We start from the raw sequence: 22,064 nt of genomic DNA on the forward strand, positions 1-22,064 counted from the left end.
GGGATCAATCATGTCCGCTTTGCTCACCATCGAAGGCGTGTCGATGCGCTTTGGCGCCTACCAGGCGCTGGACCACATCGACCTGGACATTCAGCAGGGGGAATTCGTCGCCTTGCTGGGGCCCAGCGGCTGCGGCAAGACCACCTTGCTGCGTTCGATCGCCGGCTTCCTCAAGCCCGAATCGGGCCGCATCCTGATCGACGGCCAGGACATCAGCCGCCTGGCCGCGCACCATCGCCCGCTGAACACGGTGTTCCAGAACTACGCGCTGTTTCCGCACATGACCGTGCTGGAGAACGTGGCCTATGGTCCCCGGCGCCAGGGCGCATCCAAAGCCGAGGCCGCCGAGCGCGCGCGTGCGGCGCTGGACATGGTGGGGCTGGCGGACTTCGGGCCGCGCTACCCCCGCGAGATGTCGGGCGGCCAGCAGCAGCGCGTGGCGCTGGCGCGCGCCATCGTCAACCAGCCCAAGCTGCTGCTGCTGGACGAGCCGCTGTCCGCGCTGGACCTGAAGCTGCGCAAGCGCATGCAGCTGGAACTCAAGCATCTGCAAGCCAAGCTGGGCATCGCCTTCATCTTCGTCACGCACGATCAGGAAGAAGCCATGACCATGGCGGACCGGGTCGTCGTCATGCACGCGGGGCGCATCGAACAAGTGGGCGCAGGCACGGACATTTACCGCCAGCCCGCCACCCGCTTCGTGGCGGAGTTCATCGGCGACGCGAACTTCATGGCGTTCACCTCGGCAGGAGACGACAGGCTGCAGCTGGACGCCCAGGGCCTGCGCGTGCCGCTAGGCGGCAAGCCGGCGCCCGCGCGCGGGGTGGCGGTGCTGCGGCCCGAAGACCTGCGGCTGAGCGCCGAGGCGTCCGGGCACACGCTGACCGGCGCGGTCACGGACGTCATCAACGTGGGCAGCCACAGCATGCTCCATGTGGATATCGGCGGCCAATCGGTCGTGGCACGCCATGGCGGCATTGCGCCCGCCGAGCTGCGGCCCGGCAAGACGGTGCACCTGGCCTTCGCGCCGGAACACCTGCACCTGATCGGTGAGCAGCCATGAACCGGCGCGCCTGGCTCTCGCCCGGCCTGCTGCTGGCGGCCCCCGTGCTGTTCTTTGCGGCTTTCTTCCTGGCGCCGTTGGCGGTGGTGGCCTTGGCCAGCATCACGGGCGGGCCGGACGGCGTGACGCTGACCTTGCAGCAGTACCTGCGCGTGCTGGCCGACCAGTATCACTGGGATGTGATTCTGGTGACCTTCCGGCTGGCCTTTTTTACCACTGTCGTATGCGTGATCCTGGGCTACCCACTGGCGTGGTACCTGGTGCGCGTGGTGCGCTGGCAAGCCTGGCGGCGCTTCTGCGTGATCCTGCTGGTGGTGCCGCTGTTCACAAGCAACATCGTGCGCGCGTTCGGCTGGATGGTGCTGCTGGGCCGCAACGGCCTGGTCAACCAGGCGCTGGTCGGCATGGGCGCCGCGGACCGTCCGGTGCGATTCATCGGGACCGAGCTCGGCATCCTGATCGGCATGGTGTATGTGCTGTTGCCCTTCGTGGTGCTGGCGGTGGGCAATGCGCTGGCCCGGGTGGACCCCGCTTGCGAGCAGGCGTCCGCGGATCTGGGCGCAAGCCCAGCCGCGACGTTCTTCCACATCACCTGGCCGCTGACGCTGCCCGGCGTGGTGTCGGGCGCCATCATCGTGTTCACGCTGGCGGTCAGCGCGTATGTGACGCCCGCCTTGCTTTCCGGCGGACGGATCTCGGTCTTGTCCATGCTGATCTTCCAGCAATACAGCTCGGTCTTCGATTTCCATTACGGCGGCGCACTGAGCATGGTGCTGCTGGTCTTCACCCTGATCCTGGTTGCGCTGGCGAACCGCGCCGCCACCCTGCCTGGAGCCGCGCGATGATCGCCCGCAACCTGATCCGCCTGATCGCGCTGGCCGTGCTGGCCTACCTGGCCCTGCCGCTGGTGGTGATCCTGGGCTCGTCGTTCACGGCCACCCCGTACCTGGCGTTCCCGCCCCAGGGCTGGACACTGGAGTGGTACCGCACGTTGCTGGTGGAAGCCGGCTATGTCGCCGCGTTCACGACCAGCACGGTGCTGGCGCTGGCGGCGACCGTGGCCGCCGTCGTGCTGACCGTGCCCGCCGCGCTGGCGGTGGCGCGCTACGAATTCCCGGGCAAGGCGGCGCTGACCTCGGTGCTGATGTCGCCACTGGTGCTGCCGCACATCGTGCTGGGCGCGGCGCTGCTGCAGTACGGCGCGTATTTCGGCCTGACGCGCAGCTTCCTGTCGCTGTTGATCGGGCACATCGTCATCATCGCGCCGTTCGTGCTGCGCTCGACGCTGACCTTGCTGACGCCGGAGCAGCGCGCGCTGGAAGAGGCGTCAGCCGACCTGGGCGCCAACCCCTGGACCACGTTCTTCCTGGTGGTGCTGCCGCAGATCCGGCCGGGCATCGTGACCGGTTCGATCTTCGCGTTCATCTCGTCATGGATCAACGTGGAGCTTTCCATCTTCAACACCACGGCGGACCTGAACACCATCCCCGTGAAGCTTTTCAACTACGTGCAGTACACGATAGATCCGACCATCGCAGCCGTATCGGGCGCCACGATCGTGGTTGCGGTGATCGCCATCGTCATTCTTGATTTGACCGTCGGGCTGGACATGCTGTCCGAACGCGGCAAATAGTTTCTCGACTCCCGGGTTTTCCCCTCATCCTACTTTTGTCTGGAGCCACAGTCATGCGCAAGCAAGACGCGTTCGATGTCATCTATACCCATACCGAAGGCGAGCCCCTGTGCATCGTGCATAGCGGCATCCCCTACCCCGCCGGATCCACCATCCTGGAAAAGCGGGCTTTCCTGGAGCAGAACTACGACTGGCTGCGTCAAGCGCTGATGCGCGAACCGCGCGGCCACAAAGACATGTTCGGCGTGTTCCTCACGCCGCCGTCCAGCCCTGAGTTCGACGCCGGCCTGATCTACATCGACGGCACCGAATACTCCCACATGTGCGGCCACGGCACGATCGCCGTCAGCATGGCGATGGTGGCCAATGGCCTGGTCGCGCGCGGCAAGGACGGCATCACCAAGATCCGCTTTGAAACCACGGCCGGCCTGGTCGTGTCGGAAGTGGCTTCCGAAGGCGACAACGTGCTGTGGACTCGCTTCGAAAACGTGCCGGCCTATGTAGCGGCGCAGGACATTCCGGTGGAACTGCCGGGCTACGGCAAGCTGTCCGCCGACATCGTCTGGGGCGGCAACTACTTCGGCATCGTGGACCTGTCGGGCTGCGACTTGCGGATCTCGCCCGACAACGGCACCGAGCTGTCGCGCATGGGCCTGATCGTGCGTGACCAACTGAACGCGCGCCACCGCATCCAGCACCCGACCGAAGCGCACATCAACAACCTGAACTTCATCACGTTCTGGCATCAGCCGACGATTGAAGGTGCGTTCTACAAGAACGTGCACGTGTTCAGCGCCGGCCAGCTGGACCGTTCGCCCGGCGGCACAGGCACCAGCGCCATGATGGCCATGTTCGAGGCGCGCGGAAAGATGGGGTTGAACCAGCCGATCAAATCCGAAGGCCTGCTGGGCAGCGGCACGTTTGAAGGCTGCCTGCTGGGCGAGGTGGACCTGAACGGCACGCGCGCGGTCCGGCCTACCGTCAAGGGCACCGCCAGCATCCTGGGCACCGCGCGCTGGGTGATCGACCGCAACGACCCGGTCGGCGCGGGCTTCCTGATCCGCTGATCCCGTCAGGCCGCAGGATGGGTGGAGCGCGGGGGTCCTTGGGCAAGGACTCTCCCGCTTCACCCATCCTACGATCGCTCAGGATCCTCGAGCGGCATCCTCCAGGATCATCTCGGCGCCGCGCTCGGCCACCATCATGACGGCCGCCTGCGTATTGCCCGACACCATCTTCGGCATCACCGACGCATCCACGACGCGCAGCCCGGTCAGGCCGTTCACCCGCAAACGCACGTCCGTCACGGCGGCGGCATCCGAGCCCATGCGGCAGGTGCCGATCGGGTGATAGATCGTCTGTCCGTTGCGCCGCGCGAAATCCAGCCATTGCTCGTCGCTTTCCACGCCCGCGCCGGGGCTGACTTCGGCCTCGATGAACCGCTGCATGGCCGGCTGCCCCACGATGCGGCGCGCCACCTTCATGCCGCCGACGAGGCTATCGCGGTCGATCTGCGCCGACAGGAAGTTGGGGCGGATCGACGGCCCTGCCAACGGATCGGCGGATTTGATGTGGATGCTGCCTACCGATTCCGGCCGCAGCTGCGCCACGCCGATCGTCATGCCCGGCTGGCGGTCAAGGATGCGCTCTGCCGCGTTGGCATAGCTGGCATGCACGAAGAAGAACTGCACGTCGGGCGTCGGCAGGTCAGGGACGCTTTTGACGAACCCGTGGACAAGACCCGTCCCCAGCGTCAGGATGCCGGTGTGGCTCGTGTAGTAGCGCGCCACCTGCTGCGCCAAGCGCCAGCCGCGCGACATCTCGTTCAAGGTCACGGCGTTCTTCACGCGCCAATTCATGCGGGTCGCGAAATGATCGATGTAGTTTTCGCCTACCTGCGCCTGCGCATGCACCAGCGGGATGTTGAAGGATTGCAACCGCGCCGGATCGCCCACGCCGGACAGTTCCAGCAATTGCGGCGACTGCACCGCCCCCAGGCACAACACGGTTTCTCGGCGCGCCCGCACCGTGTGCTCCTGGCCGTTCTGGCGATACGCCACGCCTACGCAACGTTTGCCCTCGAACAGCAGCCGCGTCACATGCGCGCCGCATTCCACTTTCAGGTTATTGCGGCCGGCGGCGGGCTTCATGTAGCCGTCCACCACGCTCCAGCGCCTGCCTCGATGCTGCAGCACCTGGTAATAGCCCACGCCTTCCTGATCGCCGCTGTTGTAGTCGGCATTCAGCGGCTGGCCATCCTCTTGTGCCGCACGCAGGAAAGCGTCGGATACGGGAAAGCGTTCGGCAACTTCCTCCAGATGCATGGGTCCGTTCTTGCCGCGGTTTTCGCCGCCGGGCTCGTAGTGCTCGATCTTGCGGAACAGCCGATCGGCCTGCGCATGCCCCCAACCCGTCGCACCCGCGGCTTCCCAGGCGTCGTAGTCCTGCGGTTGGCCGCGCACGTAGATCATGCCGTTGATCAACGTGGACCCGCCCACCCCCTTGCCGCGCGGCACGGCGATGGTGCGCCCATGGACGTTGTCTTCGGGTTCGGTCGCGAAGCGCCAGTTGTAGTCCGGGTTCACCAGCAGCTTGGAGAAGCCCGCCGGGATCGAGATCCACATGCTGCGGGCCTCGAAGCCGGCTTCCAGCATCAGGACGCGATGCTTGCCGTCGGCGCTGAGTCGGTTGGCCAGGATGCAACCGGCCGTGCCGCCGCCCGCAATAATGAAATCGTAGTCGCCCATCTTTTTATCCACCCCGTCCTGAGATTGGCCGCATGGTCCTACTTAGCGGGGGCCACGCCCAGCATCTCGGCCATCAGCTCGATCTGGCAGGCCAGCATCGGCGCGCCGTAATGCACCTTGCAGCCCTTGGCCTGAGCGGCCAGCAGCAACGCCGTGTCCTTGGGCTGCATGATGACTTCGCACACCAGCTGGTCTGGCGTCAGGCGGCTGGCATCGAGCGGCAACGCATCGCCTTCCTTCATGCCCAGCGACGTGCCGTTGATGACCAGGTCGTGGCCCGCAGGGTCAGGCGAGCCCACCGTGATCTTGGCATCCGGATGCAGCGACAGGATGCGCGCCTTCAGGTCTTCGGCCTTGGCCGGCGTGCGGTTGGCGATGGTCAGCCGGGACACGCCCGCCTGGATCAGCGCGAATCCGATGGCATTGGCGGCGCCGCCGGCGCCCGCCAGGTAGGCGCTTTTCCCCTGTACGGGGACGCCTGCCGTCAGCAGGCCTCGCACGAACCCTTCGCCATCCAGCATGTGCGCCACCAGCCGGCCGTCCGGGTCGCGGCGCACCACGTTGGCCGCGCCGATCTTGCGGGCGACGGGCGTGACCTCGTCCACCAGGTCCAGGATGGCGGTCTTGTGCGGCATGGTGATGATGACGCCCCCCAGGTTCTCCAGGCGCCGCAGGCCGTCGACCACGGCGGCCAGGTTGTCGGGCCGCGCATGGAACGGCACGCACACGCCGTCAAAACCGATCTTGGCGAACAGCTCGTTCATGCGCTGCGGCGTCTTCACATGATGGATCGGGTCGGCCAGGATGCCGAACAGGCGCGTGTTTCCGCTGATTTCCTTCATCGTGTTCTCCGGGTCAGGCTTTATCTGAGGTCTTGATCAATTCGCGGGCTACTTCGCCGATGCCGGCGGCGTCCAGCTTGTAGTGGGCGTACAGCGTGGTGGGCGGGGCGATCAGGCTGTATTCATCATAGATGCCGTGACGGCGCAACTTGGTGCCCGTGCCGACGTCCGCCAGCACTTCGGCCACGGCGGAACCCAGCCCGCCCAGCACATTGTGTTCTTCCACCGTCATCATGAGGCGCGCCTGCCCCGCCGCCGCCAGCACGGCGTCGCGGTCCAGCGGCTTGATGGTGGGCATGTCGATCACGCCGACCGACACCCCTTCCTGGCGCAGTTGTTCCGCAGCGGCCAGCGCGGCATGCAGCGTGATGCCGCAAGCGATGATGTTCAGATCGCTGCCCGTCGAATGCACGATCGCGCGGCCGAATTCGAACGGCGCGCCGTCTTGGTAGACCTGGGGGTCGCGGCCCCGCCCGATGCGGAAGTAGATGGGTTCGGGCCAGTTGACCGATGCCTTGATGGCGGACGCCAGTTGCGGGCCATCCGCGGGCGAGACGACGGTCAGGCCGGCCAGCGCGCGCATCGTCGAGATGTCTTCGGTGGCGTGATGCGACGTGCCGTAGAAGCCAAGACTGATGCCCGTATGGTGGCCAATCAGCCGGACCGGCAGCTTCGTGTAGGCGACGTCCATGCGGATCTGTTCGCAGCACAGCAGCCCCAGGAACGAGGCGAAGGTGGCCACGAAAGGCATCATGCCGGTGGTCGCCAGGCCGGCCGCCGCCGACACCATGTTCTGCTCGGAAATGCCGAACTGGACGTAGCGGTCCGGGTAGGCCTGGGCAAAGCGGTTCAGGCCGTTGGAATATTGCAGGTCGGCCGACCCGGCCACCACCGGGTGCCCGGCCTGGGCCAGTTCGATCAGCGCATCGGAAAGATAGGACAGCCCGGGGTTCACCGCATTCAGCGCGCGGTACTGCCAGGAGTCGGGGGAGAGGACTTGTGCCTGTGCCATTCAGATCTCGCGGGAGAGGATTTCGTCGACAGCGCTCTGTGCGTCTTGCGGCGCCAGGTAGCCCAGGTGCCAGCCCGGCTCGGTTTCCATGTAGGACACACCTTTGCCCTTGATGGTCTTGGCAATCACGCATGCCGGCCGGGTGCGCGCGTCGTCCGCACGCAGACGGCGCAACAGCGCCGTCAGTCCCACGAGGTTGTGGCCGTCGACTTCGTGCACTTCCCAGCCGAACGCCTGCCACTTCTCTTTGAGCGACTCCACGCCCATGACATCGTCCACCTTGCCGTCCAGCTGGTAGCCGTTGCGGTCGACGATGGCGATCAGGCGCGACAGCTGGTTGTGCGCCGCGAACAGCGCCGCTTCCCACACCTGTCCTTCCTGCATTTCGCCGTCGCCCAGCATTACGAAGACATTGAAGTCGCGCTGGCTCATGCGCCCGCCCACCGCCATGCCCACACCGTTGGACAGCGCATGCCCGATCGAGCCCGAGCTGAAATCCACGCCAGGCACTTTGCTCATGTCGGGGTGGTCGCCCAAGGGGCTGCCCAACCGGGTGTAGCCATCCAGCAGTTCGCGGTCGATGAAGCCGTGGTCGGCCAGCACGGGGAACAGGCCCACGGCGGCATGGCCCTTGCCCATCAGGAAGCGGTCGCGGTCGGGCCAATGGGGTTCGCCCGGACGCAGCCGCATCACGTCGTAATACAGCGACGCGAAGATTTCCGCGCACGAGAAGACCGAGCTGTAGTGCCCGACCTTCGCGATTTCGATCAGTCTGATTGTCTCCAGCCGGATATGGCGGGCCTTCTCCCGCAGCATCCTGACCTCCCCCGCGGTGGGGGCCTCCTGGTGATGGCGCATGGCGCGTCCTTTCTTCGTTAGGATATATGATATATAATATACCCATTGAGCGTGAATTGGCTATGGCGGGCTAGAATTCATTCCGGATTCACCCGTTCCCTTAATACAGCAAGCCCGAAACGTCATGCCCAGCCTCAAACCGGTAAAGAAAGAGAACCTCTCCGTCAGGGTCTACAACGAAATCCGCAATGCCCTGATCAACGGGCAGTACGAACCCGGAGAACGCCTGATCATCGGCGAACTGGCCCAAGAGATGGGCGTATCCATCACGCCCGTACGCGAGGCCATCTTCCGCCTGATCAGCGAGCAGGGCCTGGAAATGCAGGCCGCCACGGCGGTCTACGTGCCCTATGTGAATTCGGAGAAGCTGCGCGAAATTCAGCAGATCCGTTTCCATCTGGAAGGCATGGGCGCGGCCGAGGCCGCGCAGAACATCACGCGCAAGCAGCTGGACAACCTGATCGCCTTGCAGCGGGACTTCATTTCCTGCACCTCGACGGACCCCAAGCGCGCCAGCTACCTGAACCGCAGGTTCCACTTCGCCATCCTGGAAGCCAGCAACAAGCCCATCCTGCGCAGCACGGTGGAATCGTTCTGGGTCATCACCGGCCCCATCCTGAAGGTGTTCCACGTCAAGACGGCCGGCCTGGACTACTCCGAAAACGAGCATCGCCACGAAGCCGTGCTGGAAGCGCTGGAAGCGCGGGACTCCGAAGCGGCGCGCAGCGCCATCCAGGCCGACCTGGTCTGGGGCGGCAAGATCATGATCGACTGGCTGGTCGAGCGCGAGAAAGAGCTCGACTACCGCCCTCCCGTCCCACGCAAATAGGAAGACTTCATGCTGAAGATTTTTGGCGCTCCCAGCCGCTACATACAGGGAGCCGGCGCACTCGACACCTTGGGCCAGTACGCCGCGCTGTTCGGGCGCCGCGCCGCCCTGGTCATCGACCGCTACGTCCATGGCGTGCTGGGACCAAGAATCGAGGCTTTGTGCGCGGAACACGATGTGGCGTTGACGCCGCTGATCGTCGACGGCGACCTGACGCCTGAACTGATCGCGCAATTGCGCGCGCAGGCATCCGACGCCGCCATCGACATGGTGGTCGCGGTGGGGGGAGGCAAATCGCTGGATGCGGGCAAAGCGGTGGCGAAGTCGGCCCATTGCCATCTGATCACGGTGCCCACGGTAGCGTCCAACGACGCGCCCACCAGCAAGAACTATGTGCTGTACGACGAACATCACAACCTCCTGGCCGTCGAACACATGCTGTTCAACCCCACGGTCGTGCTGGTGGACACCGCCATCATCGCCACCGCGCCGGTGCACTTTTTCCGCGCCGGCCTGGGCGACGCCATTTCGAAGAAGTTCGAAGCCGAGCAATGCCAACGCAACGGCGGCAAGAACATGTACGACGGCGCGCCGCTGCTGTCGGCGCAACTGATCGCCGATGGCTGCCTGCGCACCCTGCTGGCCGATGGCGTGGACGCCGTGGCGGCCGCCGGCACCGGCCAGCCCACGCCGGCGTTCGAGCGCGTGGTGGAAGCGATGATCCTCATGAGCGGTCTCGGTTTTGAAAGCGGCGGCCTGTCCATCGCCCACGCGCTCACGCGCGGGCTGCCTAAGATCGGCGGCGTGGCGACGGCGCTGCATGGCCTGCAAGTCGCGGTCGGCCTGCTGGTGCAACTGAACCTGGAACAACGCAACGACGGCATGCTGGCGGACCTGACCCAGTGGTACGCCCAAGTGGGCCTGCCCACCACGCTGCGCGAACTGGGCGCCGCCGATACCCCTGGCGACGCCGACTTGACCCTGGCGGCGGAACTGACCTTGAAAGCGCGCCACGCCGCCAATTTCGATCGCGAGCTGGACGTCGCCACGCTTGCCGACGCGCTGCGCCGCCACGCTTGAACGCAGCCGGCGCACGCGCGCCGGCCTGCCGCCCCGATCAGAACTTCACGTTTTCCCTGCCCTTCAAGCCCAGCTTGGCACGTGCTTCGTCGGGCGTCGCCACCTCCAGATTCAGCGCCTCGAGGATGGAGCGGATGCGCTCGACCTGCACGCGGTTGGACTCCGCCAACTGCCCGGGACCGATCCACAGCGAATCTTCGAGGCCCACGCGCACATTGGAACCCATCGCAGCACCAATGGTGGCGAGCGGCATCTGGTTGCGGCCCGCGCCCAGGATCGACCATTCGTAGTCGTTGCCGAACAGCCGATCTGCCGTGCGCTTCATGTGCATCAGGTCTTCCGGGTGCGGGCCGATGCCGCCCAGGATGCCGAACACCGACTGGATGAACGGCGGCGACTTCACCAGCCCTCGGTCCACGAAATGCGCCAGGTTGTACAGGTGACTGATGTCGTAGCACTCGAATTCGAAGCGCGTGCCGTTGGCGTTGCCGAGCGTCAGGATGGATTCGATGTCCTGATAGGTATTGCGGAAGATCAGCGAGCGGCTGTTCTCCAGGTGTTCCCTTTCCCAGTCATGCTTGAAGTCCTGAAAGCGGTCCAGCATGGGGAAGAGACCGAAGTTCATCGACCCCATGTTCAACGAAGCCAGTTCGGGCTGGAAGGTCGTGGCCGGGCGCATGCGCTCTTCCACCGTCATGTGCGGGCTGCCGCCGGTGGTGATGTTGATGATGGCGTCGGTCTCGTTCTTGATCCGCTCAAGGAACGGCTTGAACAGCGCCGGGTCTTGCGACGGCTTGCCCGTTTGCGGATCGCGCGCGTGCAAGTGCAGCACCGCGGCTCCAGCCTTTGCCGCGCCGATAGCGGCTTCCGCGATTTCATCGGCGGTCACCGGCAGGTGCGGCGACATGCTGGGCGTATGGATGGCGCCCGTCACGGCGCAAGTGATGACGACTTTCTGTTTGGGCTTAGCCATTGTTGTCTCCGTTCTCTTGTTTGTGGCGCATCAGGCGCATCAGCTTTTCATCGCGCCAGAAGCGGCGCTTGGCAAGGTCTTCCTGCGGCAGCAAGCCGCGGCGTTCGTCCTCCAGCGCGCCGACCAACGCGCCGTCCCAGGCCACGCATTCGCCCTGGTCGGCACCGATGGACTGGTACAGGCCACCGTACCGCGCGCAGTAGTCGGCAATGCCGCCGGGGGCATTCAGGTCGATCGTTTCGAACGGCCCCATGAACGACCAGCGCAAACCCAGGCCGTCCTTCACCGTCACGTCGATGTCTTCGGCGCTGGCGATGCCGTCCTTTGCCAACCGGAACGCCTCGTGCAGCAAGGCGCCCTGCAGGCGATTCAGGATGAAGCCTTCGATCTCGCGGCGGACCAGCACCGGTTTCTGGCCGACGGCCGTCATGGCCTCACGGGCGGCGTCCAGGGCCTGCGGGCTGGTCCAGGGCGCGGGGCATAGCTCCACGACCGGGATCAGATAAGGCGGGTTGACAGGATGAGCGACCAGGCAGCGATGCCGCCCCGGCAGATGCTCGGTGAATTGGCTGGCGGGGATACTGGACGTCGAACTGCCGATCACCGCATCGGGTTCGGCCACGGCATCCAGTTCCGAAAACAGCGCGCGCTTGATCTCGACCTTTTCGGGCGAGTTCTCCTGGATGTAGCACGCGCCCTTGACGGCATCGGCCAGGCTGTCGGCCACATGCACCCGTCCGATGATGCCGTCGGCATCTTCCAACAGGCCCTGGGTTTCCAGTTCGCGCAGTTGCTGCAGGATCAGCGAGCGCGCCTCGGCCAGCATGGCCGCATTGACGTCGTACAGGCGCACGCTCCAACCCTTGCGGGCGAACACGATGGCCCAGCCCTGGCCGATCAGGCCCGTTCCGATGATGGCGGCGCAGCGCCCCTGGGAGCCGGCGCCCATCAGTAGAGCTTCTGCGTGAAACCATCCACCACGATGGCCTGGCCCGTGACGCTGCGCGCAGCGTCGCTGGCGTTGAACAGCACCATGTTGGCGATGTCGCGCGCCGTGACCATGCGGCCCAGCACCGCCTGGTTTTCGTACTGCGCGGCGATCTCGTCCACCGGACGGCCCAGCGTATCGGCCTTGGCCGCGATGACGGCGCGGATGCGCGGGCCTTCGACGGCGCCGGGCAGGATGGCATTGACCCGGATCCCATGCGGCCCCAGTTCAATCGCCAGCGACTTGGTGAAGCCGATCACCGCCCACTTGGACGCGGAATATACCGACCGCCCCGCAAAGCCCAGGTGACCCGCAGCGGAAGACAGGTTGATCATCACGCCCGCCTTGGACGCTTTGAGCATGCCGATGGCTTGGCGCGCGCACAGGAACTGGCCGGTGATGTTCACGGCCAGCGTGCGGTCCCAGTCCGCCTTGGACAAGGTCTCGACATAACCGGTGGGGCCCGCCACGCCCGCGTTGTTGATCAGGATGTCCAGTCCGCCCAACTTCTGCTTGACCGCAGCGAAAAGCGCGCCCACGCTGTCCTCGTCGGACACGTCCGCGACCGCGGTGTGCACGCCCGGCAATTCGGCCGGCAGCGCAGCCAGGCGCGCTTCGTTCACGTCGCACACGAACACCGTGGCGCCCGCGTGGTGGAACACCTTGGCCATCTCCAGGCCCAGACCATCCGCGCCGGCGGTGATCAGGACCCGTTTTCCGGCGAAATCGACTTCCTCGAACATGCTTCTGTCTCCTGGGTTTTTATGGAAAAGCGCGTGTTTGATGATATAGGATATATGATTAAACCGGGTAAATTCTCGTACTTTCGGCAACCCGGAGAGCACTCTGGCAGGTACGCCCGCCTGGCGGAATATTGCGGTTCATTTCGCCTCGTATCGGCCGCTAAGGCTTTATTCATGCGGCTTTAGGGAATTCCCCGATTCGGCTTGCTGCGGCCCCCACTAGAATCCAAGGCGGGGTTTTTGTACCTGGCCGGCACATATATCATATATTTAAAAAAGACGGACACCACTAAAAAACAGTCCGCATCCCATACCGACAAAGGAGCGTAGACCGTGTTCAAGTTCAATAAGATTATTCTGGCGCTGGGCGTGTGCGGCGCCCTGGCAAGCGGCACCGCAGCGGCCGACATGAAAGTGGGCGCCCTCTTCCCGTTCAGCGGCGCGCTTGCGCTCCTGGGACAAGAGAGCTATCGCGGTCTGGAACTGGCCGTCAACGAAATCAACGCCGCAGGCGGCGTGAACGGCGAGAAGATCGAAATCGTCAAGGCCGACGCCGTGGATCCGACGCAAGCCGTGTCGGAAACCAAGCGCCTGATCTCGGCCAACGTGGTCGGCGTGTTCGGCAGCTATGCCTCAGGCATTTCGTACGCGGCCTCGCCGGTGACGGAACTGGCGGGCGTGCCGTATTTCGAACTGGGCGCCACCGCCCACAAGATCACCACGCGCGGCTACAAGTACCTGTTCCGCAGCAACCCCAATACCGCGCTGTACGGCGTGTCGGTCGTCAATGCGTTGCACGACACGATCGCTCCGGGCATGGGGCTGAACCCCAAGGACATCAAGATCGGCATCATCCACGAAGACGGGCCCTACGGCACCGACGTGGCGGCTACCGAAAAGAAACGCGCCCAGGAACTGGGCTACACGGTGGCCGAAGTGCTGCCCTACTCCGCCAAGACGGTGGACCTGTCGTCCCTGATCCTGCGCCTGAAAGGCGCCAAGGTGGACGTGGTGCTCCAGACGGCCTACCAGAACGACGCCATCCTGTTCTTCAGCCAGGCGCGCGCCGCGGGCTTCAAGCCCAAAGTCGTGATCGGTGCTGGCGGCGGCTACTCGCTGGCCGATACGGCCAAGGCCGTCGGCGCCGACATGAACGGCGTGTTCGACCTGGACTTCCCGCAGTCGTCCATCAATCCGGCTGGGGCGCCCGGCCTGGACAAGTTCCTGGAAGCCTACAAGGCCACCTACAAGAGCGACCCGCAATCGGGCCACAGCCTGACCAACTACGTGGGCGCCAAGGCCTTCTTCGAAGCCATCGGCAACGCCAAGTCCACCGACAAGGACAAGATCCGCGCCGCGGTCCTGGCCTACAAGAAGCCGGCCGGCCAGACCGCCAACGGCTGGGCCTTCGACTTCGGCGAAGACGGCCAGAACAATGCCTCCACGTTCTACGTGATGCAGTGGCAGGACGGCAAGCTCGTCACCATCGCACCCAGCAACCTCGCACTTGGCAAGCCTGTCTTCAAGAAATAAGCGCGACGCCAGTGATCAGGCGCTCGGGGGCGCCTGACGTTTCCCGGGAATCGCGCGCTCCGGCGCGGCCGCCTTTCACGCGGCCGTGCCGGGGCCGCATCCCGCTCTAAGAGGTTGCACCATGGATATATTCATTCAACTGGTCATCAACGGCCTGTTGCTGGGCGGCGCGTACACCATCATCAGCCTGGGGCTGACATTGATCTTCGGCGTCGTGCGCGTCGTGAACTTCGCGCACGGCGAGTTCCTGATGATCGGCATGTACCTGGTCTATTTGATCGCCGCGCAATTCGGCGTCCATCCTTACGTAGGCCTGGTTCCGGTTGCCGTCATCCTGTTCGCGCTGGGCGCGCTGACGCAGAAAGGCATCATCCAGCCGCTGCTCAACGCCGACCAGCACATCCAGATCTTCGCCACGGTGGGCGTGTCCACCATCCTGCTGAACCTTGCGCTGGTGATCTTCGGCGCCAACGTGTATCGCGCGCCGGTGGAACTGGGCACGAATGCCATCGACGTGGGCAACTATTCGATGGTGACGGGCCAGTTGATCACGTTCGTGGTCGGCATCAGCCTGGCGGTGCTGCTGCATCTGTTCATGCATCGCACCTACCTGGGCCGCGCGCTGCGCGCCGTGGCCCAACACCGCTACGCCGCCACCCTGATGGGCGTGAACGTCAACAACGTCTACGCCATCGCCTTCGGCCTGGGCACCGCATTCGTCGGCATCGCCGCAGGCCTGCTGGCGCCGCAATATCCGGTGTTTCCGACCGTCGGCACGTACTTCGTGCTGACGGCATTCGTGATCGTGGTGCTGGGCGGCCTGGGCAGCCTGTACGGCGCGGTCGCCGGCTCCATGATCATCGGCATCGTGGACACGCTGGCCGGCTATTACATCGCCCCCGACCTGAAAGAGGTCGTGTATTTCGGGATCTTCCTCTTGATCCTTGTCCTGCGTCCGAACGGCCTGTTCGGCGTTGGAACCGAGTGATCAGAGCCACAAGGAGCGAGACGTGTTTCCCGACTTTAGAAGCCCCAAAGCCTACGTCAGCCTGATTCTGCTGATCGTCATGTTCATCGTGCCCGCCGTCATGGGCACGCCCTTCTGGACCAACCTTTTCGTCCTGCTGTTCGTCTTTTCGTCCTTGTCCGTCGCGTGGAACATCGTGGGCGGCTACGCGGGCCAGCTGTCGCTGGGCCACGCGGTCTTCTACGGCATCGGCGGCTACACCGCGACGCTGCTGACGCAGAACTTCGGCATTTCGCCGTGGTTCGGCATGCTGGCCGGCGCCGCCATCTCGGCCGGCGTCGCCATCCTGATCAGCTATCCCACACTGCGCCTGCGCGGCCCATTCTTCGCGCTGGCCACCATCGCCATCCTGGAAGTGGTGCGGCTGCTGGTCATCCACGAAGAAAGCTGGACGGGCGGCTCCAGCGGCATCAGCCTGCCGCTGAACATCGGTTGGGCGTGGATCGTGTTCCGCGAAAAACTCAACTACGTGATCATCGCGTTCGGGTTGTTCGTGTTCGTGACCTGGGTGTCCTGGTACATCCGCAAGTCGCGCATCGGCCATTACCTGATCGCCATCCGCGAACGCGAAGACGCGGCGCTAGCCGTGGGCATCCCCACGGTGCGCGTCAAGATCATCGCCGCGGTCGTGTCAGCCATGCTGACCAGCATCATCGGCACCTTCCACATCACCTACCTGACCTTCGTGGACCCCAGTTCGGCGTTCTCGCTGGAGCTGTCGATCCAGGTCGCCATGTTCGCGCTGATCGGCGGCCTGGGCACCGTGGCGGGCCCGATCGCGGGCACCTTCCTGGTGCTGCCGATCGCGGAACTCGCGCGCGGCTGGCTGTCCAGCGTGGGCAACGGCATGCACGGGCTGATCTACGGCCTGATCCTGGTGGCCGTGGTGCTGACCATACCGCGCGGCCTGGCCGGCGCGTTCGGCCCTGCCATCGAGCGCGGCCTGGCGCGCCTGCCCTATCTGGGTTCGCCCCGCAAGAAGCTCAAGCTGGCCGACGAGCTGCGGCTCCACAATGCCACGCGTTCCGAGCAGCCGGTGCTGAAAGCCGACAAGCTGTTCAAGAGTTTTGGCGGCCTGCGCGCCACCAACGACGTGTCGCTGACGCTGAATCAGAACGAGATCCTGGGCATGATCGGACCGAACGGCGCCGGCAAGACCACGGTTTTCAATCTGCTGTCGGGCTTCCTGTCGCCGGACAAGGGCGGCATCTCGATGCTGGACGCGGACGGCAACTGGGTCACATGCAGGACGCCGGACGAGTACGCGCACAAGGGGCTGGGCCGCACGTTCCAGATCGCCAAGCCGTTCACCGGCCTGACGGTGCTTGAGAACATCATGCTGGGCGCCTTCATCCGCACTTCCAGCCGAGACGAGGCCGAGCAGATCGCACTGAAGGTGGCCGAGCAGACGGACCTCGTCAAGTACCTGAACACCGAAGCGCGCAGCCTGACGGTCGGCGGCATGAAGCGGCTGGAAATCGCCCGGGCGCTGGCCATCAAGCCGCGCATCCTGCTGCTGGACGAAGTGATGGCGGGGCTGAACCCCACCGACATCGAGAAGTCCATCCAGATGATCCGGCGCATCCGCGACTCGGGCGTGTCGGTGCTGCTGATCGAACACATGATGCAGGCCACCATGGCGCTGTCCGACCGCATCATCGTCCTGAACGAAGGGGCGGTGCTGGTCAGCGGCGCGCCGAAGGACGTGGTCGAGAACCCGGCCGTCATCGAAGCCTATTTGGGCAAGGAGTATCAGGATGCTTAAGGTGACGAATCTGTCGTCGGGCTATGGCAAGAGCCAGGTGCTGAACGGCCTGAACTTCGAGGTCAATGCGGGCGAGATCGTCACTCTGATCGGCGCCAACGGCGCGGGCAAGACGACGACGCTGAAAACCCTGTGCGGAGTCATCCCCGCCATGCAGGGCAAGGTCGAATTCGAAGGCCAGGACCTGACCAACCGCAACCCCTATGACATCGTGGACGCCGGGATCACCATGATTCCCGAAGGCCGCCAGCTGTTCCCGCACTTCACCGTGCGCGACAATCTGCTGATGGGTTCCTACAAGCGCGCCGCGCGCCCCATCGTGCAGCGCAAGCTGGACGAGGTGCTGCGCATCTTCCCGCGCGTGAAGGAACGGCTGTCGCAGTACGCCGGCTCGCTGTCCGGCGGCGAACAACAGATGGTGGCTATCGCCCGCGGCATGATGGCGGACCCGAAGCTGCTGGTGTTCGACGAACCCTCGTTAGGCCTGTCGCCGCTGCTGGTGCAGCAAATGTTCGACATCATCCGCGACGTTACCTCGCACGGGGTGACGGTGCTGCTGGTGGAGCAGAACGTGTTCCGCACCCTGCGGCTGGCCGACCGCGGCTACGTGCTGGAGAACGGCGCCATCGTGCGCACCGGCACCGGCGCCGAACTGCTTAGCGACCCCCACGTGAAAAAGGCCTATCTGGGCCATTGATGACCAGGACCCCATTCTTATGACCTTACGCTGCACATTCATCGACCACGGCAAAGGGGGCGCCCCCGACTGCATGCAGATCGCCGAGCGCGACATGGCGCCCCCCACCGGCCGGCAAGTATTGATCGAAGTGGCCTACGCCGGCGTCAACCGCCCGGACGTGCTGCAACGCTCCGGCTCGTATCCGCCGCCGCCGGGCGCTTCCCCCTATCTGGGGCTGGAAGTCTCCGGCACCATCCTCGCCGTCGGCCCGGACGTCACCGCCTGGAAGGCCGGCGACGCCGTGTGCGCGCTGACGCCGGGTGGCGGCTACGCTCAGTATTGCCTGGCCGACGAACGCCACTGCCTGCCCGTGCCGCGCGGCATGGACCTGCTGTCCGCGGCCGCCATCCCCGAAAACTACTTCACGGTCTGGACCAACGTATTCGACCGCGCCCGCTTGTCGCCCGGCGAAAAATTCCTGGTGCATGGCGGGTCCAGCGGCATTGGCCTGACGGCCATCCAGCTGGCCCGCGCCTTCGGCGCCGAAGTCTGGACCACGGTCGGCAACCAGGCCAAGGCGGATGCCTGCCTGAAGGCCGGCGCGCATCACGCCGTGCTGTACCGGGATGCGGACTTCGAGGCCGAGGTCCGCCAGGCCACCGGCGGCGCCGGCGTGGACGTGATCCTGGACATGGTGGGCGGCGCCTATATCAACAAGAACATCCGCCTGCTGGCCGTGAATGGCCGGCTGGTTCAGATCGCCTTTCTGGAGGGCAGCAAGGCCGAGATCGACGCGCTGCCCATCATGATCAAGCGGCTGCAATTCACCGGTTCGACGCTGCGCCCGCGCTCGGACGAGGACAAGGGCGACATCGCTAAGTCGCTGGCCAGCAAGGTCGTGCCGCTCATGGAGCAGGGGCAATGCCTGCCGTTGATCCATGAAGTGTTCCCGCTGGCCGAAGCGGCTCAGGCGCATGCGTTGATGGAAAGCAGCAAGCACATCGGCAAGATCATGCTGAAGGTACAGGCATGAGCGGCCGTTTCCAGGACCAGGTCGCGATCGTCACCGGCGCGGTAGGCGGCATCGGCTCGGCCATCGTCGAGGGATTCCTCGCCGAAGGCGGCCGGGTCGGCCTCGTCGACTTCAATTCGCAGGCGGGCCAGGCGTTCGAGAAGGAACTGCGCAAGCATGGCCACCAGGTCGCGTTCGTGCACGCCGATGTGGCGCATTACGACCAATGCCAGGCGGCTTACGACCGCATCACGTCCGAACTGGGCGCAGCCACGATCCTGGTGAACAACGTCGGCATCTCGCCCAAGACGGACGGCCGCGCGCTGAAGGTCTGGGAGATGGCGCCCGGAGAATGGGACAACGTGGTGTCGGTGAACCTGAACAGCGTGTTCTACATGACGCACCTGGCGACGCCCCACATGGTCAAGCAGCGCCAGGGACGCGTGATCAACATGTCGTCGGTAGCCGGCAAGGCCTACTGCGACATCGTGGCGGCGCACTACGCGGCCACCAAGGCCGGCCTGATTGGCCTGACCCGGCATTGGGCGGCGGAACTGGGTGAATACAACGTGACGGTGAATGCGCTGGCGCCGGGCCGCATCAGTACGCCGCTGCTGAAAAGCGTGCCGAAAGCGATCAATGACGCCGTGGCCCAGGTGACCGCGCTACGCCGGCTGGGCACGCCTGAGGAAGTCGCCGACGCCTGCCTGTTCTTCGCGTCCGATCAGGCCAGGTTCGTCACCGGCCAGGTCCTGGACGTGGCCGGTGGGTGGCTGATGACCTGACGCCGGGTGATGGGTTGCGCGCGCGGGACGATCGCGTTCTTGCCGACACCCCGCGCGCTGCCCCCACCCTACACGCCCAGGCGGTAGACCACGGTGTCGAGACGGCTGACGCCTGCCCCCTGGAACTTGGGTTCCTTGTCCAGGATGTCGCGGCGGTCGATGATCACCGCGGGCGCAACGCCTGCGAAGATCGCCTGGACTTCGCTGTCCACCACCGAGAACGGCGGCCCGGCCATTTCTTCCTGCGGGTAGTCCAGCGTGATCAGCAGGCCGCGGCAGGCGGGCGACAATTGTCCGTAGACATGGCGCACATACTCGGCGCGCATGGCCTCGGGCAGGGCGACCAGCGCCGCGCGGTCATAGACGCCCACGCAGTGCGACAGCACCTGCGCATCCAGTTTGAAGATATCGCCGCAGATGATCTCGATGTTGCCCGACACGTAGTGCTTGCCGTAAACGGATTCGTGCGTGGCGGGTCGAAGCTCATTCTCTTCGAAGAACTGGTCCACCGCGAGCTGGGAGAGTTCGACCCCCAACACCGCGTGGCCCTGCGCCGCCAGCCAGACCATGTCCAGCGACTTTCCGGCAAGCGGCACCAACACCCGTCCACCCTTCGGCACGGCCAGCGTGGGCCAGTACTTCTGCAAGAGCGGTGTGATCCGGGTTTGATGAAAGTGCGTGCGCCCTTCGCGCCAGCGTTCCAACCAGAATTCTGCGTCCATACCTTGTCTGCTCCTCCTGTATTTCGGTTGCAAGCTCATCGCTTGTACCGGGCCGGCCGGGGCCCGGACGCCTTGGCGCACCCAGCGTAGCGGGTATCGCCGCCGGCGCGCTTGATTCCGCGCAATCCGGTGCCCGGCATTGTAGTGCCCCGAACCGGGCAAGCCGACGGGCGGTCGCGGCGTGCGCAGCGGCGGCACGGCGTTCCGCCGACGGGGCCGGCGCCCGGTTCCGTTTCAGCCCGCGCCGGGCGCGACGCCATTCGATCCGGGTTTACACCTAGAGAAAAAGCGCATCCAATCGCGGGCCAGCCCCGTATCTGCTCATGACGGCCACACAAAAGGAGATCGTCATGAAATTGCTAGCCTCTATTGCCATCGCCTGCTCCGCCCTGACCCTGTCGCCCACGTATGCCGCCGATGTCATGGTCGGCGGACAGGCGATGATGCCCTCGAAGAACATCGTGGCCAATGCGGTGAATTCCGCGGACCACACCACGCTGGTCGCAGCGGTAAAGGCCGCCGGCCTGGTGGACACGTTGCAAGGCAAGGGCCCGTTCACGGTCTTCGCGCCAACCAACGCCGCGTTCGGCAAGCTGCCGGCCGGCACGGTCGATACCCTGGTCAAGCCTGAAAACAAGGCGACGCTGACGAAGATCCTGACTTATCACGTCGTGCCCGGAAAGCTCGACTTCGACGCGCTGGCCGCCAAGGTCAAGAAGGGCGGCGGCTCCGCCGAACTGGCCACCGCCAGCGGCGGCAAGCTGTGGGTGATGATGAACGGCAAGCACAACCTGACCTTGAAGGACGAAAAAGGCGGCATGTCCACCATCAGCACCTACGACGTCTACCAGTCCAACGGGGTGATCCACGTCATCGATACGGTGCTGATGCCGAAGTGATTGCCACGGCTAACCGCCAGTGCAAAAGCCCGGCTCGGATGCCGGGCTTTTTTGCCGCCGGCCGCGGTTCCGGTATCGTAGGGAGCCTGATTTGTTTCCACTCCATCCGGAACCGCCCGCCTCATGCTTGCGACCTTGCGCCGCCGTTTGCCGTCCATCGTGCTGTGTTCGCCGCTGCTTGCGCTGGCGTTGACCCTGGCGCCGTCGGGCGCCCGGTCGCAGTCGGCCTCGCAGCTGGACCATGCCTATCAAACCGAACTGCAGGCCGACAACGAGGCCTTGCGCGCGCGCATTCAACAGTTGCCGCCCGCCATGCAGGAATTGAACGCGCAAGTGTCCGCGGCATTGCGCGCGGGCGACCGCCAGCAGGCGCAACGCCTGGGCGAAGAGATGGCCCGCATGGACCCGCGCAATGCGGATGTCCTGCTGTTCCTGGGCAAGCTGCAAGGCCAGCAAGGCAATGCCGCCGCCGCGCAGGATTTGATCGACCAGTCCATCAAACTCAATCCCGACAATAAGTGGGCCTACATCAACAAGGCCGGCGCGCAGGCCGAACGGTCCGATCTGCCCAACGCGTTGGCCACCACGCAGGAGCTGACCCGGCGCTTTCCCGACTGGAGCATCGGCTACAACCTGCAGGCCTCGCTGCTGGATGCCATGGACCGCGAAGCGCAAGCGCTTTCGGCCTATCAGAAGGCCGTCGCCGCCAAACCCGCCAGCGCGCTGATCCTGACCAATATGGGCAACCTGCAGCGCCGCCTTGGCCGTTTAAGCGACGCGCGCTTGTCTTATGAAGAGGCGCTGCGCCTGCAACCCGGCTACCCGCTCGCGGAATCCGAATTGAACAGCATGCCGAAGTGAGCGCCCCCATGCC

At 65.0% G+C, this 22,064-nt stretch carries 22 protein-coding genes; 14 read left to right on the top strand and 8 right to left on the bottom strand.

Annotation, left to right across the window (positions count from 1 at the left end; translation table 11 throughout):
* Window positions 1-10 precede the first annotated feature (10 nt).
* From ACO6D5_RS13205 to ACO6D5_RS13220, 4 genes are read left to right on the top strand one after another with little or no spacing between them, the layout of a single operon-like run.
* The gene (locus tag ACO6D5_RS13205; protein WP_485825620.1) at window positions 11-1,063 is read left to right on the top strand and encodes an ABC transporter ATP-binding protein; all 1,053 of its coding nucleotides are present in this window, start codon (window positions 11-13) and stop codon (window positions 1,061-1,063) included.
* Window positions 1,060-1,908 carry an ABC transporter permease gene (locus ACO6D5_RS13210; RefSeq protein ID WP_485825621.1) on the top strand — a complete coding sequence of 283 codons (849 nt, stop codon included), beginning with the start codon at window positions 1,060-1,062 and terminating at the stop codon, window positions 1,906-1,908. The genes ACO6D5_RS13205 and ACO6D5_RS13210 overlap by 4 nt, the downstream gene beginning before the upstream one ends.
* Entirely contained in the window at window positions 1,905-2,696 is a 792-nt protein-coding gene (locus ACO6D5_RS13215; protein ID WP_006227861.1) for an ABC transporter permease, read from the top strand. The genes ACO6D5_RS13210 and ACO6D5_RS13215 overlap by 4 nt, the downstream gene beginning before the upstream one ends.
* 53 nt (window positions 2,697-2,749) lie before the next feature.
* Window positions 2,750-3,763: a proline racemase family protein gene (locus ACO6D5_RS13220; protein ID WP_006227860.1), complete on the top strand. Its 1,014-nt coding sequence runs from the start codon at window positions 2,750-2,752 to the stop codon at window positions 3,761-3,763.
* 78 nt (window positions 3,764-3,841) lie between these two features.
* Here the strand turns inward: ACO6D5_RS13220 and ACO6D5_RS13225 are convergent, their stop codons facing one another.
* From ACO6D5_RS13225 to ACO6D5_RS13240, 4 genes are read right to left on the bottom strand one after another with little or no spacing between them, the layout of a single operon-like run.
* Window positions 3,842-5,443 (bottom strand): GMC family oxidoreductase, encoded by a 1,602-nt coding sequence (locus ACO6D5_RS13225; protein WP_485825622.1) that lies wholly within the window; start codon window positions 5,441-5,443, stop codon window positions 3,842-3,844.
* Between the two features lie 38 nt (window positions 5,444-5,481).
* The gene (locus tag ACO6D5_RS13230) at window positions 5,482-6,285 is read right to left on the bottom strand and encodes a shikimate dehydrogenase family protein (protein WP_485825623.1); all 804 of its coding nucleotides are present in this window, start codon (window positions 6,283-6,285) and stop codon (window positions 5,482-5,484) included.
* 13 nt (window positions 6,286-6,298) lie between these two features.
* Entirely contained in the window at window positions 6,299-7,297 is a 999-nt protein-coding gene (locus tag ACO6D5_RS13235) for a transketolase family protein (protein WP_485825624.1), read from the bottom strand.
* Window positions 7,298-8,155, bottom strand: coding sequence for a transketolase (locus ACO6D5_RS13240; protein ID WP_485825625.1), 858 nt, complete (start codon window positions 8,153-8,155; stop codon window positions 7,298-7,300). It abuts the gene before it with no gap.
* 124 nt (window positions 8,156-8,279) lie between these two features.
* Between ACO6D5_RS13240 and ACO6D5_RS13245 the strand changes: the two genes are divergently transcribed.
* Both ACO6D5_RS13245 and ACO6D5_RS13250 read left to right on the top strand, forming a co-directional pair.
* Window positions 8,280-8,984: a GntR family transcriptional regulator gene (locus tag ACO6D5_RS13245; protein ID WP_485825626.1), complete on the top strand. Its 705-nt coding sequence runs from the start codon at window positions 8,280-8,282 to the stop codon at window positions 8,982-8,984.
* 9 nt (window positions 8,985-8,993) lie between these two features.
* Window positions 8,994-10,064, top strand: a complete 1,071-nt coding sequence (locus ACO6D5_RS13250) for a glycerol dehydrogenase (protein WP_485825627.1) — start codon at window positions 8,994-8,996, stop codon at window positions 10,062-10,064.
* A 37-nt stretch (window positions 10,065-10,101) separates the two neighbouring features.
* On the opposite strand, the gene kce is transcribed toward ACO6D5_RS13250, so the two are convergent.
* Genes kce through ACO6D5_RS13265 form a run of 3 tightly spaced genes read right to left on the bottom strand, consistent with a single transcriptional unit; the run spans window position 10,102 to window position 12,768 of the window.
* Window positions 10,102-11,037 (bottom strand): 3,5-dioxohexanoate:acetyl-CoA acetone transferase, encoded by a 936-nt coding sequence (gene kce / locus ACO6D5_RS13255; protein WP_280027986.1) that lies wholly within the window; start codon window positions 11,035-11,037, stop codon window positions 10,102-10,104.
* Window positions 11,030-11,986 (bottom strand): 3-hydroxyacyl-CoA dehydrogenase, encoded by a 957-nt coding sequence (locus ACO6D5_RS13260; RefSeq protein ID WP_315528778.1) that lies wholly within the window; start codon window positions 11,984-11,986, stop codon window positions 11,030-11,032. The genes kce and ACO6D5_RS13260 overlap by 8 nt, the downstream gene beginning before the upstream one ends.
* Window positions 11,986-12,768: an SDR family oxidoreductase gene (locus ACO6D5_RS13265; protein ID WP_485825628.1), complete on the bottom strand. Its 783-nt coding sequence runs from the start codon at window positions 12,766-12,768 to the stop codon at window positions 11,986-11,988. The genes ACO6D5_RS13260 and ACO6D5_RS13265 overlap by 1 nt, the downstream gene beginning before the upstream one ends.
* A gap of 333 nt (window positions 12,769-13,101) precedes the next feature.
* Between ACO6D5_RS13265 and ACO6D5_RS13270 the strand changes: the two genes are divergently transcribed.
* The 6 genes from ACO6D5_RS13270 (at window position 13,102) to ACO6D5_RS13295 (ending at window position 19,569) form a co-directional block, all read left to right on the top strand.
* Complete coding sequence (locus tag ACO6D5_RS13270) at window positions 13,102-14,301, top strand: ABC transporter substrate-binding protein (protein WP_315528774.1); 1,200 nt, start codon at window positions 13,102-13,104, stop codon at window positions 14,299-14,301.
* Window positions 14,302-14,422: 121 nt separating this feature from the next.
* Window positions 14,423-15,289, top strand: coding sequence for a branched-chain amino acid ABC transporter permease (locus ACO6D5_RS13275; protein WP_006227849.1), 867 nt, complete (start codon window positions 14,423-14,425; stop codon window positions 15,287-15,289).
* Window positions 15,290-15,311: 22 nt separating this feature from the next.
* Window positions 15,312-17,093, top strand: a complete 1,782-nt coding sequence (locus tag ACO6D5_RS13280; RefSeq protein WP_315528772.1) for an ABC transporter permease subunit — start codon at window positions 15,312-15,314, stop codon at window positions 17,091-17,093.
* A complete protein-coding gene (locus ACO6D5_RS13285) occupies window positions 17,086-17,790 on the top strand; it encodes an ABC transporter ATP-binding protein (RefSeq protein ID WP_169271687.1) in 705 nt (234 codons plus the stop codon). The genes ACO6D5_RS13280 and ACO6D5_RS13285 overlap by 8 nt, the downstream gene beginning before the upstream one ends.
* Window positions 17,791-17,809: 19 nt before the next feature.
* Window positions 17,810-18,805 carry an NAD(P)H-quinone oxidoreductase gene (locus ACO6D5_RS13290; protein WP_485825629.1) on the top strand — a complete coding sequence of 332 codons (996 nt, stop codon included), beginning with the start codon at window positions 17,810-17,812 and terminating at the stop codon, window positions 18,803-18,805.
* Window positions 18,802-19,569: an SDR family oxidoreductase gene (locus tag ACO6D5_RS13295; RefSeq protein WP_485825630.1), complete on the top strand. Its 768-nt coding sequence runs from the start codon at window positions 18,802-18,804 to the stop codon at window positions 19,567-19,569. The genes ACO6D5_RS13290 and ACO6D5_RS13295 overlap by 4 nt, the downstream gene beginning before the upstream one ends.
* A 68-nt stretch (window positions 19,570-19,637) precedes the next feature.
* Here ACO6D5_RS13295 and ACO6D5_RS13300 read toward each other — a convergent pair whose 3' ends face one another.
* A complete protein-coding gene (locus tag ACO6D5_RS13300) occupies window positions 19,638-20,291 on the bottom strand; it encodes a thiopurine S-methyltransferase (RefSeq protein ID WP_315528768.1) in 654 nt (217 codons plus the stop codon).
* A 350-nt stretch (window positions 20,292-20,641) separates the two neighbouring features.
* Here ACO6D5_RS13300 and ACO6D5_RS13305 point away from each other — a divergent pair, with 350 nt between their 5' ends.
* On the top strand, window positions 20,642-21,190 hold the full coding sequence (locus tag ACO6D5_RS13305) for a fasciclin domain-containing protein (protein WP_485825631.1): 549 nt from the start codon (window positions 20,642-20,644) through the stop codon (window positions 21,188-21,190).
* Between the two features lie 123 nt (window positions 21,191-21,313).
* Window positions 21,314-22,051 carry a tetratricopeptide repeat protein gene (locus ACO6D5_RS13310; protein ID WP_485825632.1) on the top strand — a complete coding sequence of 246 codons (738 nt, stop codon included), beginning with the start codon at window positions 21,314-21,316 and terminating at the stop codon, window positions 22,049-22,051.
* Window positions 22,052-22,064: the final 13 nt, after the last annotated feature.

The sequence above is a fragment of the Achromobacter sp. genome (assembly GCF_057314935.1).